Raw genomic sequence first — 15245 nt, 5'->3', positions numbered from 1 at the left:
TATTTTTTATGACTTTGGAGCCCACTGATCAAAGAACTCTTTTACTTTTTCTTTGCTGTATCCTTTTCCTTCTTCAAGAACAGAACTGTCTTTTAAAACATAAATCATTTTTCCGTTTTTATCCAAAACTATGAAAAAAGGATAGCCAAGCTTTTCTTTAATGTCAACATATTTAGCAAAAACTTTTTCATTTTTATTTTCCGGGGAATAATTCAAATGATAATACAAATAGTTTTTATCTACAGTTTCCTTCAACTCAGAAGTACTTTGAACAAAATTATTAAAACGCAGACACCAGATACACCAGTTTCCACCTGCCTGGATCAAAATATTTTTACCTTCCTTTTTAGCCTGGGCAATTAACTTATTGATATCAGCTTCAGCATTAGCTTTAGGATCATAAGGTTTGGGAAGTTTTGCTTTTTCCTCTCCTGCTTTCTTCTTCGCATCCAATTCTGCATGATCAGGTTTTACCAGAAGGGCATTATCCTGCTTTCTTGCTTCCGGTACATTTTTGGTTTCCTGGGAAAAAGCAAGTATGCTTAGTCCAAGGAAGGCTATGATCGACAATTTTTTCATAACATAAAAATAAAAAAAATAATACTTATTGCAAGCAAAAATAGAACCATAATTTTATTATCACTAGATTTGCATGTTTTATGAATTTCCTAATCAAAATATTATATTTAATTTCTAAACTTCCGCTTAAAGTATTGTATATTTTTTCGGATGTTATGTTCTTTTTAAATTACTACCTGGTAGGCTACCGGAAGAAGGTGATTACACAGAATCTCCGAAACTCTTTTCCTGAAAAATCTGAGGAAGAAATAAGAAGCATAAGAAAGAAATTTTATCTGAATTTTTCGGATTATCTTGTAGAAACCATTAAATCTTTCAGTATCTCTGAAACGGAATCCCGGGTAAGAATGCAGCATATCAATCAGGAAGCATTCCATGAGGCTAAAGCAGAAGGTAAAAATGTAATCATGCTTGCCGGGCATGTCTTTAACTGGGAATGGATGAATGCTTTCGCAAGAATTATTCCGCAGAAGCACTGTCATCCGGTATACAGAAAGGTAAACAGTGATTTTTGGGAAAATCAGATGAAGAGGGTTAGAAATAAATTCGGAAATGAAGCCCTGGAAGCCAATGAAGTGATTATGAATATCTTCAGGTCTAAAAATGATGGTGAATCGGCTTATATGTTTGTAGCAGATCAGACCCCGCATGTTGCTCACGTCAATTACGGATTAGAGTTCCTGCACCAGAGAACCCCTGCATTTATAGGATATGATAAGCTGGCTACCAGAATGGACCTTGCGTTCATTTACTGTGAAATGAAAAAAGTAAAGCGGGGATATTACCAGGTGAACTACCACAGGATCTATCCTGACGGTGAAAAGTTTACGGAACATGAAGTGGTAAGGAAATTTCATAAGCTTCTGGAAAACACTTTGCACAAGCATCCGGACAATTATCTCTGGTCACACAGAAAATGGAAGTACCAGGAATCTATCAAAACGTTTGACGCTGAAAAAATATAATTCCGATGCCGAAAAATTTAGCAGTTGTTATTTTAAACTGGAACGGTAAAAACTGGCTTGAAAAATTTCTTCCCGGTGTTGTTGGTTTTTCCCGGGATGCAGATATTTATGTGATAGACAACCTTTCTACCGATGATTCGATAGAATTTGTACAGACTCATTTTCCTATCGTAAACATCGTTAAAAACAATCAGAATTATGGTTTTGCAGGGGGGTATAATGAAGGTTTAAAGGAAATAAAAAACGAATATTACTGTCTTCTCAACTCTGATGTGGAGGTTACCGAAAACTGGATCAATCCTGCCTTGGATCTCTTTCAGAAAGATCCCTCAATATCAGCTGTACAGCCTAAAATCTTATCTTTCAACAATAAAAAACAATTTGAGTTTGCCGGTGCTGCGGGAGGTCTTATTGACAATCTGGGTTATCCTTACTGCCGCGGACGTGTATTTGACGATCTTGAGGAGGATAACGGCCAGTATGATGATGAAACAGAAATTTTCTGGGCTTCAGGATGCTGCTTTTTTGTACGTTCAAAAGATTTTTGGGAGCAAAATGGATTTGATGAAAGATTTTTTGCTCATCAGGAAGAGATTGACCTTTGCTGGAGACTGATTAATTCGGGAAAGAAGATCTTCTATACAGGAAAATCAAAAGTATACCATGTTGGCGGCGGAACCCTGAATAAGCAAAGCGCACAAAAGACTTATTTAAACATCAGAAACAATCTTTCTATGATGTTGAAAAATCTGCCGTTTCCTAAACTGATAGGACTGATATTTTTCAGACTGTGCCTAGATGGAATTGCAGGAATTTATTTCGGATTAAAGAATGGATTTCCACACCTTTGGGCTGTGGTAAGGGCCCATTTCGGTTTTTATGGGCAACTTCCCGGAACATGGAAACTTCGTCAGAAACATCAGGAAAACAAATTCTATCAGTCGAAATGGCTGATCTTCAGACATTTTTTAGGTGGAAAATAGGTTATAGGAATTAGGTGTATCAAAATGATTATAGGATATTCCCAACAACATCGTATTTTACAAAAAATTCATAACTTCAAACAATTTAAAATTTTAAACTCTGAACATTAAACCAGCAAGTCATAACCCACAATTCATAAATTATAACTCAAAAAAATGGATTTCTGCGCAATAGATTTTGAAACAGCTACTCACGAAAAAAGTTCAGCGTGCGAAATGGGTATTTGTGTTGTTCAGAATTCGAAGATTGTGGAAACGAAAACCTGGCTGATTAAACCGCCGAGCTTTCCTTATTTCAGCAGATTTAATATCGGAGTTCATGGGATAACTCCTGAAGATGTGAAGGATGCTCCTACTTTTGATGAGATTTGGTATGAAGCTGAAGAAATGATGTATGGAACGCTGATGATTGCCCATAATGCAAGCTTTGATGCAGGTGTTTTAAGAGGTTGTTTTGAACATTACGGCATGTTTGCTCCGAAACTGAATTATCTTTGCAGCATTCAACTGGCTAAAAAGTCGTGGAATTATCTTCCGAAATACGGACTGAAACATCTGGCGGAACATCATCAAATCAGCCTTAACCATCACCGGGCCGGAGACGATGCGGAAGCTTGTGCAAAAATTTCGCTGTTGGCTTTTGAAAAATTAATCATCACTGAGAATGAAGAAATACATGGTTCTTTCTTAAATAAGTACATTAAAAAACTATAATAAAGCTTTCACTTCCGGCTGCTATTCACAATCAGTATTTTATTTCCTACACCAATCTCAAAAAGGAATATTCCTAATTGCTTAACACTTCAGACAGCAGATTGAACTTTGGAATCTCAATTTCAAAAGTTTCCTGGGTCTCCATGTTTTTAACAAGGTATTTTCCGCTCATATTCCCTACTCCGGAGCGAAGCATTACATTAGAGAAATAAGCAAAATTTTCGCTTACAGGAATCTCTGGTGTCAATCCTATTACACCATCACCTGTAATCTCAGTATATCCGAAACCTACATCGAAGATTAACCATTTTCTTTTCAATACTTTAATTGGAAAGCTGCCGTCATTCTCTATCGTAATATTATACTTGAAGACGTAACGGTTTTCAGATGGATAACTGTTTTTACTATCATATTCAGGTATTACTGAAACTTTGATATTGGAAGTCATTTTTGAGAACATCATCTTAGTATTTCTTTAACAGATACAAAAATCTCGCCTTTTTTAAGGCGAGATTGTAAGTTATAGTATAATTTTAATAAAATCTATAATCCAAGGCCTTTTCTTTCGTCTCCGCCCATTAGTATTTCAACAGGGTTGTCGATACCTTCTTTTACCGCTACAAGGAATCCTACAGATTCTTTTCCGTCAATAATTCTGTGGTCATAAGACATAGCTACGTACATCATTGGTCTGATCACTACCTGTCCGTCAACCGCTACCGGTCTCTGGATAATATTGTGCATTCCAAGGATAGCAGACTGCGGAGGGTTGATGATTGGTGTAGACATCATAGATCCGAAAGTACCACCGTTTGTAATAGTGAATGTACCGCCAGTCATTTCATCAACTGTAATTTTACCGTCTCTTACTTTAGTTGCAAGATCTTTGATATTGGCTTCAACTCCGGCGAAGGACATGTTTTCAGCATTTCTCAATACCGGAACCATTAATCCTTTAGGACCTGAAACTGCAATCGAGATATCGCAGAAATCATAGTTTACTTTAAAATCTCCATCGATAGATGCATTTACATCCGGATACATTTGTAATGCTCTTGTAACCGCTTTTGTAAAGAAAGACATAAAGCCTAGTCCTACTCCATGCTTCTGAGCAAATTCTTCTTTATATAGTTTTCTTAATCTGAAGATTTCAGACATGTCAACTTCATTGAAAGTTGTCAACATGGCTGTTTCATTCTTTACAGAAACTAATCTTGAAGCGATTTTTCTTCTTAGAACTGAAAGTTTAGTCGTCGTTGTAGTACGAGCTCCTGTTGCAGTAGAAGGACTTCCTCCTAAAGCAGGAACAGCAGCTAATTCTGCATCAGTTTTAGTGATTCTTCCGTCCCTTCCGCTTCCTGAAACCTGTCCAGCCTCAATACCTTTCTCATCAAGAATCTTTTTAGCTGCAGGAGATGGAGCACCTGTTGCATACGTTTGTGGAGCCGGTGCCGGAGCAGCTGGTTTTGGAGCTTCCTGTTTAGCCGGTTCAGCCGCTTTTGGAGCTTCTTCCTGTTTTGGAGCTTCTGCAGCCGGTGCGCTTGCGCCTTCAGGTTTTGCAGCATCCATATCAATTAAACAAACTACCTGGCCAACCTGTACTACATCACCCTCTTCTGCTTTTAATGTGATTACACCGCTCTGTTCTGCAGGCAATTCAAGAGTTGCTTTATCTGAGTCTACTTCTGCGATGGGCTGATCTTTTTCTACATAATCACCATCTTTCACAAGCCAAGTTGCAATTTCAACTTCTGTAATGGATTCTCCCGGTGAAGGAACTTTCATTTCTAAAACTGACATATTGAGTATTTTTTATTTTTTTAATTGGGTATTATTCTTAATTACGCTGTAACGGGTCTTTTTGCAGGAGCATCGTCTCTGTCGAAAACTCTGTTGATTACTGCATTCTGGTTTTTCTCAAACATTTTGTGGCTTCCCGGAGCCGGAGCACCGCTTGGTACCGGAGCTACTACCTGGATTCCAGTATCTCTGAAGTTTCTCAGGATATAAGACCAAGCGCCCATATTTTCTGGTTCTTCCTGAGCCCAAACCAATTGTGTTCTGTTACCATACTTGCTGAAGATTGTTTCTAATGCATCTGCCTGAAGCGGATACAACTGCTCTAATCTTACCAGTGCAATATTTTCACAGTTAAGTTCCTCTTTCTTCGCTAATAATTCGAAGTATAATTTACCTGAACACAATACTAATTTTTCAACTTTTTTAGGATCTGCTGTAGGATCGTCCAAGATCGGCTGGAATGAACCGTTTGCAAAATCTTCCAGTGGAGAAACCACTTTCGGGTGTCTCAACAGGGATTTAGGGCTCATTACGATCAACGGCTTTCTGAATGTCCATTTAAGCTGTCTTCTTAATAAGTGGAAGTAGTTGGCAGGTGAAGTGATATTGGCTACCACCATATTTTCGTTCGCACAAAGCGTTAAGAATCTTTCTAATCTTGCTGAAGAGTGTTCTGCACCCTGACCTTCTGAACCGTGAGGCAATAGCATTACCAATCCGTCCTGAATCTTCCATTTTTCTTCTGCAGCAGCCAGATATTGGTCAACGATGATCTGAGCACCGTTCACAAAGTCTCCGAACTGAGCTTCCCAGATGGTCAGCGTGTTAGGAGAAGCCATTGCATAGCCGTAGTCGAAACCTAAAACTCCGTATTCTGAAAGATGAGAGTTATACACATCAAATCTGCTTTCTGATACATGTCTCAATGGGATATACTCTTCTTCTGTATCTTCAGTTTTTACCACCGCATGTCTGTGGGAGAATGTTCCTCTCTCTACATCTTCTCCGGAAATTCTCACATTGTGCCCTTCAACAAGAAGTGTAGCGTATGCCAACCATTCTCCAAGAGCCCAGTCTAATGAATTTCCTTCGATAGCTTTAACACGGTTATCAAACAGTCTTGTAATTTTATTGATGAACTTTTTATCAGCAGGAAGAGATGACATTCTAATCGCCAGCTCTTTAAGTTTAGCCAGGTCATATTTTGTATCTACAGGAATCTGAACTGCCCCTCTTTTTCCGATCGGATAATTGGTCCAGTCTTCTGCCATGAAAAGATCCATTGCATTTTTTTCGATCTCTTTGGAAGCATCAAAGTCTTTATCTAAAAGTGCTTTGAAATCTGATTCCATTTTTGCAATAAGATCATTGGATGTAATGCTGTCCTTAAGTAATTTATCTTTATAAATTTCTCTTGGGTTCGGATGTTTAGAAATTAGTTTATACAAATTAGGCTGTGTGAATCTAGGTTCATCACCTTCATTGTGCCCATATTTTCTGTATCCTAATAAATCGATATAGACGTCTTTTCCAAATTTTGCTCTGAAATCTGCTGCAAAATGCATGGCATGAACTACCGCTTCAGCATCATCCGCATTAACGTGCATTACGGGAGATTCTGTTACTTTCGCAATGTCTGTACAGTATGTTGAAGATCTTGCGTCAGCATAGTTTGTGGTAAATGATACCTGGTTGTTAACAACGATGTGAACAGTTCCTCCTGTTCTGTATCCTTCTAAGGTCATCATCTGAGCTACTTCATAAGCAATACCCTGACCAGCAATAGCACCGTCACCGTGGATCACGATAGGAAGGATCTTGGAGCCGTCTCCTTTGTATTTGTCATCTATCTTAGCACGGCAGATCCCTTCTACAAGAGCTGCTACGGTTTCAAGGTGAGACGGGTTCGGCGTAAGGTTGATAGCTACTTCTTCTCCGGATGCTGTTTTCACTTTTTTAGATGATCCTAAGTGATACTTAACGTCACCTGAGAATACATCTTCTTCAAATTCTTTTCCTTCAAATTCTGAGAAGATCTGCTTGTAAGATTTCCCGAAAATGTTTGATAAAACATTCAGCCTTCCTCTGTGGGCCATTCCTAATACCACTTCATCGACTCCAAGTTGAGAAGATCTTGAGATCAGCTGATCCAATGCGGGAATTAATGTTTCGCCTCCTTCCAGAGAGAATCTTTTCTGTCCTACAAATTTTGTGTGAAGATAGTTTTCAAAAGCTACTGCCTGATTCAATTTTAATAAAATCTCAGTTTTTTCATTGGCAGAAAGGCTTGGGTGGTTTTCGTTCACCTGAAGCCACTTCTTAATGAAATCTTTTTCTTCAACATTGTTGATATACGTATACTCTACCCCGATAGAATCGCAGTAGATATTTTCCAAATGCTTGATCAGATCCTGTAATGTAGCAGGCTCTTTCATTCCTGTTTCAACAGCACAGTTGAATTTTGTATTTAAATCCTCCTTGCTCAAACCGAAGTTCTCGATGTCTAAAGTAGGTGTATAATGCCTTCTTTCTCTGACAGGATTTGTTTTTGTGAACAGGTGCCCTCTTGTTCTGTAAGCCTCGATAAGGTTTACTACCTTGAACTCTTTTTTGATGTGCTCAGGAACCTCTCCGCCGACTACTGCCTGAGAGATCTGCTGTACTGCCGGAGCAGCATTGGCCGAAGCCTGGATATATTGGATGTTATCGTCATCTCCATAGTTCTCCAAAGCAAAATCAAAGCCTTGAAAAAAGGCTTTCCATGATGGCTCTAAAGAATCCGGGAATTTTAAGTACTGTTGGTATAAATCCTCAATTAACTGAGAATGAGCTGCGTTTAGGAATGAAAATCTGTCCATTATTACAGTTTATCTATTATTAAAATTTATTTGTAGAATTAATCTTCAAATTTAATAAAAAAAACCGAGTTAAGACAGCCTGAAACCGTTAAAAAAAATTAAGAAAAAAATAATTGAAAAAAAATTACTTAAACACTGATAATGAGAGCTTAATATTCACCTCCTGCCCTTCAATCGGACGTTCAATAAAGGTCTGACGGATATCTACGAAGCGCATCTCGTCTTTTTTCGCCTTCTGAATCAGCTGCTGAACTGCCCGTATTCTGCCCTCATAGCTTCCTTTGTAGTACATCACATAATTTTGAGAAGGGTTTACAGTCCGGAAATTGAAATTGTTATCCGGAACTCCTATCTTTTTGGAAAGCGGAATTCCAAGGAAATAAGAAACTTCTTTGTCTTTGTAGTTATCGGCATCGGTAATCAGTACAGGGAAGCCGAATTCATCGTCTTTTTTACCAAGATCCATTGTGACGTAGTTATAAACTTTACTGTAATTCATAACGATGTTTTTATAGAGAGCTTCTTTCTTGTTGGATGCACTTACATTGATGCCCAGCAACAGCTTATCTTCCTCATTTTCCACCATGAGGCTGTCATATTTGATGGACGCCATCTGGTTGTCTTTTTCCACTTTATTGCCCAGCACATTTTTCAGATTGACCATGCTTTTATTAATATTTTCGGCAAACCGGTCTTCTGTCCAGAAATTTTCCACCCTTCTGAACACAGAAAGTTTAGGCGTGTGCACGTACCACGTAATCTTTGTTTTGTCTGCAGAAACAGGTTTGAACTGAACATCTACCACCGTTGGGCTTTCGTTTCTGTCTTCGAAAAGCTGGTATCTCAAGCTTTTAGCAGGATTTTCATACCGGATGAACATTTCTCCGTCCGTATCGTTTTTTGGGTCTATATAGCTTATTGCACTTCCCTGACCTTCATAAGGGGTATAATAATCGATATCAATAGAGGATGAACTGGTAAAAAAATTGTTCCAGCGGGTAAAGTTCTGAAGATTATTAAACTGGGAAAAGACTTTATCTATGGGATAATCAACTTCTTTTTCTATCTTAAAATCCTTGTTTTCGTCCACAAAAAAATACATGGAAGCAGCATAGGCTCCTACCACAAGAACAAGAATTACGGCTATTATTTTAAAAAAACGCATCACGCAAAAGTAAGACAAATAAAAAAAGTAACCAATATCTCAGTTATTTTGAAAAGATCACCTCAAAAAACAAATCACTATATAAAAAAGTGAATTATTACAAATTTTAATTTTTAAAAAAGCCCATTATAACTAGTAATTTTAATTATAAGCATGTTATTTTATAAAAATAATTCCACTTTTAACACTAAAATAAAGGTATATTTTTTAATGCATGAAAAAGCCTAAAATTAAATATTTTTCTATGAAACAGTTATTTGTATTTCCTTTTATTTTATTTTTTTTTCAATGGGTTTTTCCCTGTATTCAATTTCAGAAATGTTGCCAATTGCACAGGTGTAATCCCTGATCACACCATTAAATGACTATTTTTTTAAATCACTAAAGGAACAGAAAGATCCGGAATTGGAATATTCCTTAAAACTACTTTCTCAATAACAAAAGCAGAAAGAGGAGACCCAATAATGTCTCCTCTTTTATTTATAGCTGGTCAACTAACCAGATTTTTCATCATCCGATATGAGTTCCCGAAGGAAGAACAGCGCCTTTTTTCACCACTACAATTCCATCCTGTACGGAATGGGTTCCGTAATCGCCATCCGGAATATGTTTTCCGCCGATAATTTTTACATTGTCGCCGATATAGCAGTTTTTATCAAGAATAGCCATTTCAATATAGCAGTATTTTCCGATTCCCATATTCGGATACCCATTTCTGTCATTGAGTACAATTTCGGTAGTATTCTGGTAAAAATCAGCTCCCATTACGTAAGAATTGACGATAGTGCTTCCTTTATCTATTCTGGTTCTGTTCCCGATCACGGAATTTTCAATTTTATCGGCCATGATGATGCATCCGTCCCCGAAAACAGCTTTGCTTACATATGAACCGTTAATTTTGGACGGCGGAAGCATCCTTGCTCTTGTATAAATGGGGGAAGAGGAAAACAGATTAAACTGTGGAAAGTCCTGACACAGATCCAGGTTGGCTTCGTAGAAAGATTCTATGGTTCCGATGTCCGTCCAGTAACCTTCATACTGGTAGCTCAGTGTTTTGTATTTTCCGATAGAATTTGGGATAATATCTTTCCCGAAATCATCACCGGCTCCATCTTCGAACATTTTTTTCAGAATGGTTCTTGTAAAGATATAAATACCCATCGAGGCCAGATATTCTTTTCCTTTACGTTTATTTTCTTCTGAAACCTCAGATTTTAGGCTGTCCAGGATCTCATATTCCGGTTTTTCATAGAAGGATGTGATATTACCGTCATCATCAGACTTTAAGATCCCGAATCCTGTGGCATCTTTTGCCACCACGGGAATGGTCGCAATTGTTACGTCGCCTCCATTTTCAATGTGAAAATCGAGCATTTCCCTGAAATCCATCTGATAAAGCTGGTCACCGGAAAGGATCAGGATATAATCATAATCATATTTTTCCAGGTGCTTCATCGACTGGCGGACTGCATCTGCTGTTCCCTGGTACCAGCTGTCGTTTTCCACATTCTGCTCTGCTGCGAGAATATCTACAAATCCTTTGCTGAAAATATCAAAGTGATAAGAATTCTTGATATGTGAATTTAAGGAAGCTGAATTGAACTGTGTTAAAACCAGGATCTTATTGAGTCCCGAATTCAGACAGTTGGAAATAGGAATATCTACCAGCCTGTATTTTCCTGCAATAGGAACTGCCGGTTTAGATCTTGAATATGTTAACGGGAATAATCTTGTCCCTCTGCCGCCTCCCAAAACAATGGAAATTACGTTTCGTTTCATAGGTATCTTGCGTTTTATTGAATTAAATTTACTGTTTTTCTCTTAGTATTTACCACTAATCTAAAGCACTCTTTATTTTCATACGTGAGTTCATTATTATACACAATAACCCTGAATTCACCTTCATTATTTAGTTCAAACACTTCTTTATCTATATTATAAACTTCTATATAATGTTTTTTAAGTTCATCCCTGAATAATTTACTGGCTATAAGAATATCCATGACATCTACTTTCTTCATCAAGAAATCATCAATATCTTTATTGTATTTTTCTCTCCAGTTCTTCCCGAATTTTTTTTCAATTGCTGTGTAGGTCTTTTTGTTTTTTGCATCTGCATTATACATGTCTTTTTGGTCGACCGTACATCCTGAAACAGCATAATATTTAATTTTCCATTTTTCAGAGATGCCTTCCGCTGCTTCAAAAAAAGCCATTCTCGGATATCCGTAAGTATAAATCCAGTAATATCCGCCATGGTAATTGCCTTTATCTTCTTTGCATGAAAAAAACAGCATCATAATCAGCAAAAGGAAACCGGAAACTTTCATTACATCAGTTATTATATAAAGCTATATATTTTTCTGCAGATTTCTCCCATGCAAAATCAAATTTCATATTGGCATGGATAAGATCTTCCATAACACCTTTTTGGTTATAAATTCCCAATGCCCTGTTCATCGCATGTACTATATCATCTACTCCCGGATAGGTAAAATTTAACCCCGCCCCTCCGGTTGAAATATCTTCCACTGTATCTCTGAGGCCTCCGGTATATCTTACAACAGGAACTGTTCCGTACCTCATAGAATACATTTGATTCAGCCCGCATGGCTCCACTCTTGACGGCATCAGCAGAAAGTCTGCGGACGCATAGATCTTGTGGGAAAGATATTCTTTATATCCCAGATCCAAGGCAAAATTAGTATACGTATATGCATATTCTTTAAGCTTATTTTCAATATAGGTATCTCCAGAACCGAGGATCATAATATTCAGTGCGCCATAACTCTGCTTAATACTTTTCCAGACTACATCCGGCAGGAAATCTGCCCCTTTTTCGGTGGCAAATCTTCCAATAAATGCAAATAAAGGCAGCTCCGGCTTCAAACCGTATTCTTTGCACAGCTTTTCTTTATTTTTTTTCTTTTGTGCTACTGCATTTTTAATATTAAAATTAAAATCCAGCATCGGATCGGTTTCAGGGTTCCATACTTCCGTATCAATCCCGTTGATGATTCCATATGCTTTTCCGAACTCCTGGCGTACCAGGCTTTCCAGTCCACGGAAACTGATAAACAGTTCTTCGAGATAGCCTTCAGAAACGGTTGTAAAAGCATCAGCACATTTAATCATGCTTGCCAGTGGATTAATGAGCCCATTCCAGTCCATTAGTCCCCATTTGTAGGAATCAAAATGAGGCATATAATTTGCCATATTCCAGCTCATCATTCCCTGGTACTCTCCATTGTGAATGGTGCCGATAGTTTTCACCCCTTTTAAAAATTCAAATTCAGGACAGTGCTGCGTCATAAAAGGAACTAACCCTGTATGATAATCGTGGCAATGCAATACATCCGGACGGATCTTCATAGCACTCAGCCAGTGAAGTACCCCATGCTGAAAGGCTAAAAACTGGAAGCTTTCGTCCTGATATCCATAAGGATTTTCTCTGTCTAAAAGCCCCGGGATTTTCACCATATACAATTCAAATCCCAAAACATCTGTTTTCTCCTTCATGACCTGAATCTGAAGCATATTCGCTCCCTGATGGATAAAACCATCAAAAACTATGTCAAACTCATGATCATGAATAAAAGATTTATTGTACCAGGGCATTACAACCTTGGCATCTATTCCCTTTATCTTATTCTGATATTTCGGTAGCGCACCCACAACATCTGCAAGACCTCCTACTTTTGCTACCGGATAACATTCTGTACTTAAATGATATATTACCATAATTTCACTGTCATTTGTAATTCATCAATCCGCTTTTAACCCTTAACATCATATTGATTATTTCTTATGTTGTTTTATTCTCTGTAATTTATATTTTTTATCTTTTCTCTGTCTTAAAATAATTCCTGCCATTGGCGGAAGTTTGAGCGTAACAGATTTTGGACGCCTCATCCATTCTTCCTGCTTTTCATTCAGAATATCAGCATCTACACCGCTTCCGCCATATTTCCGGTCATCAGAGTTGAATATAACCTCCCAATGAGTTCCTGCATTGACTCCAATGGTATATTCCAAAACCTGTGGAATCATGTTGAGAACAATCATCAATACATCGTCCCTTCTTTTGCCTTTTCTGAGATACACATACACGGAATTCTCAAGGTCATCTGCTTCCACCCACTCAAATCCGTTTTTATCAAATTGATTTTCATAAAAAGCAGTCTCCTTCCTGTACAAATGATTCAGATCTTTGATGAGCGCCTGCATTCCTTTATGAACCGGATACTGTAGCAGATGCCAGTCGAGGCTCCTGGTAAAATTCCATTCACCAGTCTGTGCAAACTCGTCTCCCATAAAGAGAAGCTTGGCTCCAGGATGAGTGTACATATAGACATATAGTGTGCGGAGATTGGCAAATTTCTGCCATTCATCGCCTGGCATTTTATAGATCAGGCTCGCTTTTCCGTGTACAACTTCATCATGCGACAGTGGCATCATATAATTTTCATTATACATATACACGGACGCAAAAGTGATTTTATGGTGGTGGTATTTCCTGTTTTCCGGAGCTTCTTTAAAATAATCCAGCGTATCATGCATCCATCCCATCATCCATTTCATTCCGAAGCCTACTCCGCCATCATGAACAGGTTTCGTAAGCATAGGAAAATCTGAACTTTCCTCAGCTATCGTAACAATACTGTCTCCAAATTCTTTATAAACCGCCGTATTGAATTCCTGCAGGAAAGCCTTGGCTTCAAGATTTACATTTCCCCCTTCAATATTAGGCTCCCATTCTCCTTCGTTTCTTGAATAATCAAGATGAAGCATGGATGTAACTGCGTCTACACGAAGCCCGTCTGCATGATAGCGTTCCAGCCAGAACATCGCATTCGAGATCAGGAAAGATTTAACTTCATTTCTGCCGTAATTGAAAATATAAGACTTCCAGTCAGGATGAAACCCTTTTCTGGGATCTTCATGTTCATAAAGGTAAGAGCCATCAAAACGGTGCAACCCGTTAGCATCTCCCGGAAAATGAGACGGTACCCAATCCAAAATAACCCCAATGTCATTTTTATGAAGCTCATTGATCAGAAACATCAGATCCTGCGGCGAACCGAAACGTGAGGTGGCTGCATAAAATCCGGTAATCTGATATCCCCAACTTGGATCATACGGATATTCCATGACAGGCATGAATTCTACATGCGTAAAGCCCATTTCCTTTACATAAGGAACTAATTTCTCAGCAATATCACGGTAATTCAAATATTTATCCGGAGCATCGCCTTGTCTTACCCATGAACCTAAATGCAGCTCATACACAGATAGCGGGGCATTCAGACTGTTGCTTTTCCAGCGCTTTTCCATCCATTCCTCATCACTCCATTCGTACCAGGTTGTGGAAACCAATGAAGCTGCCTGTAAGTTTTGTTCCCAGCTTAAAGCATAAGGATCGCTTTTCTCCAGAATTTCACCTCTGGCAGTTTCTACAGCATATTTATATAACGTTCCCCAAGTAAGTCCGGAGATAAATCCTTCCCAGATTCCCGATCCGTCCCACCGCGGAAACAGAATATGATCTTTATGATTCCAGTTGTTGAAATTCCCTATAACGGAAACTTTTTTTGCATTGGGAGCCCAAACCGAAAAATAGACACCTTTTACACCCTCTTTTTCAACAGAATGTGCTCCAAATTTCCCATACAGCTTATAATGTCTGCCTTCTTTAAAAAGGTAGATATCATGATCCGTGAACAGCGTATAGGTTTTAACAGAATTCATCAAGATATAATTATACTTTATTTTTCTCTGAAACTACGAAAATTCCTTGCAATAACGATTAATAATCAGTCAATTTATTATTATGTTAACAGAGTTCGGAATGAGATACCACTTATTGTACAGCCAAGAGCCAAGAACCAGGAATCAAGATGTCAGACATCAGATTTCGGACAGGAGACTTTTAGGTTAAACCTGAAATTGAGGTTTGATAATACTAATGGTGAATTTTAAGCTGTAAGAGTCGAGAAACATCAGCTTGACGCGGTCAATCAAGATATTAGAAAGGAATAACCGTATCAAACTATTTACTACTAACCAGCAACCAGCAACATTATTTTAACGAACAACAAACAACTCAACCCTCCCTCTCAAACACAAAAACTCTCCGACTCTCAAACCCACCCCATACCCCGCAAGTTTAAAACTTTTCAGC

General features: G+C 38.2%; 12 protein-coding genes. 3 read left to right on the top strand and 9 right to left on the bottom strand.

Annotated features, from left to right (window positions below; all coding sequences use genetic code 11):
- Positions 1-6 precede the first annotated feature (6 nt).
- Positions 7-579, bottom strand: a complete 573-nt coding sequence (locus DRF60_RS13350) for a thioredoxin family protein (protein WP_116012527.1) — start codon at positions 577-579, stop codon at positions 7-9.
- A gap of 80 nt (positions 580-659) precedes the next feature.
- On the opposite strand from DRF60_RS13350, the gene DRF60_RS13345 reads away from it, so the two are divergent.
- From DRF60_RS13345 to DRF60_RS13335, 3 genes are all read left to right on the top strand, one after another.
- Positions 660-1544 carry a lysophospholipid acyltransferase family protein gene (locus tag DRF60_RS13345; protein WP_116012526.1) on the top strand — a complete coding sequence of 295 codons (885 nt, stop codon included), beginning with the start codon at positions 660-662 and terminating at the stop codon, positions 1542-1544.
- A 5-nt stretch (positions 1545-1549) separates the two neighbouring features.
- Positions 1550-2527: a glycosyltransferase family 2 protein gene (locus DRF60_RS13340; protein WP_116012525.1), complete on the top strand. Its 978-nt coding sequence runs from the start codon at positions 1550-1552 to the stop codon at positions 2525-2527.
- Between the two features lie 156 nt (positions 2528-2683).
- Positions 2684-3241: a 3'-5' exonuclease gene (locus DRF60_RS13335; RefSeq protein WP_116012524.1), complete on the top strand. Its 558-nt coding sequence runs from the start codon at positions 2684-2686 to the stop codon at positions 3239-3241.
- Positions 3242-3314: 73 nt separating this feature from the next.
- Here the strand turns inward: DRF60_RS13335 and apaG are convergent, their stop codons facing one another.
- From apaG to glgB, 8 genes are all read right to left on the bottom strand, one after another.
- A complete protein-coding gene (gene apaG / locus DRF60_RS13330; protein ID WP_116012523.1) occupies positions 3315-3704 on the bottom strand; it encodes a Co2+/Mg2+ efflux protein ApaG in 390 nt (129 codons plus the stop codon).
- 80 nt (positions 3705-3784) lie between these two features.
- Positions 3785-5041: a 2-oxoglutarate dehydrogenase complex dihydrolipoyllysine-residue succinyltransferase gene (gene odhB / locus DRF60_RS13325; RefSeq protein ID WP_116012522.1), complete on the bottom strand. Its 1257-nt coding sequence runs from the start codon at positions 5039-5041 to the stop codon at positions 3785-3787.
- 41 nt (positions 5042-5082) lie between these two features.
- On the bottom strand, positions 5083-7899 hold the full coding sequence (locus DRF60_RS13320; protein WP_116012521.1) for a 2-oxoglutarate dehydrogenase E1 component: 2817 nt from the start codon (positions 7897-7899) through the stop codon (positions 5083-5085).
- A 124-nt stretch (positions 7900-8023) separates the two neighbouring features.
- Positions 8024-9064, bottom strand: coding sequence for an SRPBCC domain-containing protein (locus tag DRF60_RS13315; protein ID WP_116012520.1), 1041 nt, complete (start codon positions 9062-9064; stop codon positions 8024-8026).
- Between the two features lie 510 nt (positions 9065-9574).
- Complete coding sequence (locus tag DRF60_RS13310) at positions 9575-10843, bottom strand: glucose-1-phosphate adenylyltransferase (protein ID WP_116012519.1); 1269 nt, start codon at positions 10841-10843, stop codon at positions 9575-9577.
- A gap of 14 nt (positions 10844-10857) precedes the next feature.
- On the bottom strand, positions 10858-11394 hold the full coding sequence (locus DRF60_RS13305) for an FEKKY domain-containing protein (protein ID WP_116012518.1): 537 nt from the start codon (positions 11392-11394) through the stop codon (positions 10858-10860).
- A gap of 4 nt (positions 11395-11398) precedes the next feature.
- Complete coding sequence (locus DRF60_RS13300) at positions 11399-12805, bottom strand: glycogen synthase (protein ID WP_116012517.1); 1407 nt, start codon at positions 12803-12805, stop codon at positions 11399-11401.
- Positions 12806-12862: 57 nt separating this feature from the next.
- Entirely contained in the window at positions 12863-14812 is a 1950-nt protein-coding gene (glgB, locus tag DRF60_RS13295; protein ID WP_185144592.1) for a 1,4-alpha-glucan branching protein GlgB, read from the bottom strand.
- Between the last annotated feature and the right edge of the window lie 433 nt (positions 14813-15245).

The sequence above is a fragment of the Chryseobacterium elymi genome, assembly GCF_003385495.1.
Taxonomy (GTDB): domain Bacteria; phylum Bacteroidota; class Bacteroidia; order Flavobacteriales; family Weeksellaceae; genus Chryseobacterium; species Chryseobacterium elymi.
This window is presented reverse-complemented; position numbering and strand designations above follow the sequence as displayed.

Excerpts from the sequence above, each read along its gene's own strand:
- apaG (WP_116012523.1), bottom strand. The coding sequence starts at position 3,704 with ATGATGTTCTCAAAAATGACTTCCAATATCAAAGTTTCAGTAATACCT.
- DRF60_RS13300 (WP_116012517.1), bottom strand. The coding sequence starts at position 12,805 with ATGGTAATATATCATTTAAGTACAGAATGTTATCCGGTAGCAAAAGTA.
- DRF60_RS13345 (WP_116012526.1), top strand. The coding sequence starts at position 660 with ATGAATTTCCTAATCAAAATATTATATTTAATTTCTAAACTTCCGCTT.
- DRF60_RS13305 (WP_116012518.1), bottom strand. The coding sequence starts at position 11,394 with ATGAAAGTTTCCGGTTTCCTTTTGCTGATTATGATGCTGTTTTTTTCA.
- odhB (WP_116012522.1), bottom strand. The coding sequence starts at position 5,041 with ATGTCAGTTTTAGAAATGAAAGTTCCTTCACCGGGAGAATCCATTACA.
- DRF60_RS13320 (WP_116012521.1), bottom strand. The coding sequence starts at position 7,899 with ATGGACAGATTTTCATTCCTAAACGCAGCTCATTCTCAGTTAATTGAG.
- DRF60_RS13335 (WP_116012524.1), top strand. The coding sequence starts at position 2,684 with ATGGATTTCTGCGCAATAGATTTTGAAACAGCTACTCACGAAAAAAGT.
- glgB (WP_185144592.1), bottom strand. The coding sequence starts at position 14,812 with ATGAATTCTGTTAAAACCTATACGCTGTTCACGGATCATGATATCTAC.
- DRF60_RS13350 (WP_116012527.1), bottom strand. The coding sequence starts at position 579 with ATGAAAAAATTGTCGATCATAGCCTTCCTTGGACTAAGCATACTTGCT.
- DRF60_RS13340 (WP_116012525.1), top strand. The coding sequence starts at position 1,550 with ATGCCGAAAAATTTAGCAGTTGTTATTTTAAACTGGAACGGTAAAAAC.
- DRF60_RS13315 (WP_116012520.1), bottom strand. The coding sequence starts at position 9,064 with ATGCGTTTTTTTAAAATAATAGCCGTAATTCTTGTTCTTGTGGTAGGA.
- DRF60_RS13310 (WP_116012519.1), bottom strand. The coding sequence starts at position 10,843 with ATGAAACGAAACGTAATTTCCATTGTTTTGGGAGGCGGCAGAGGGACA.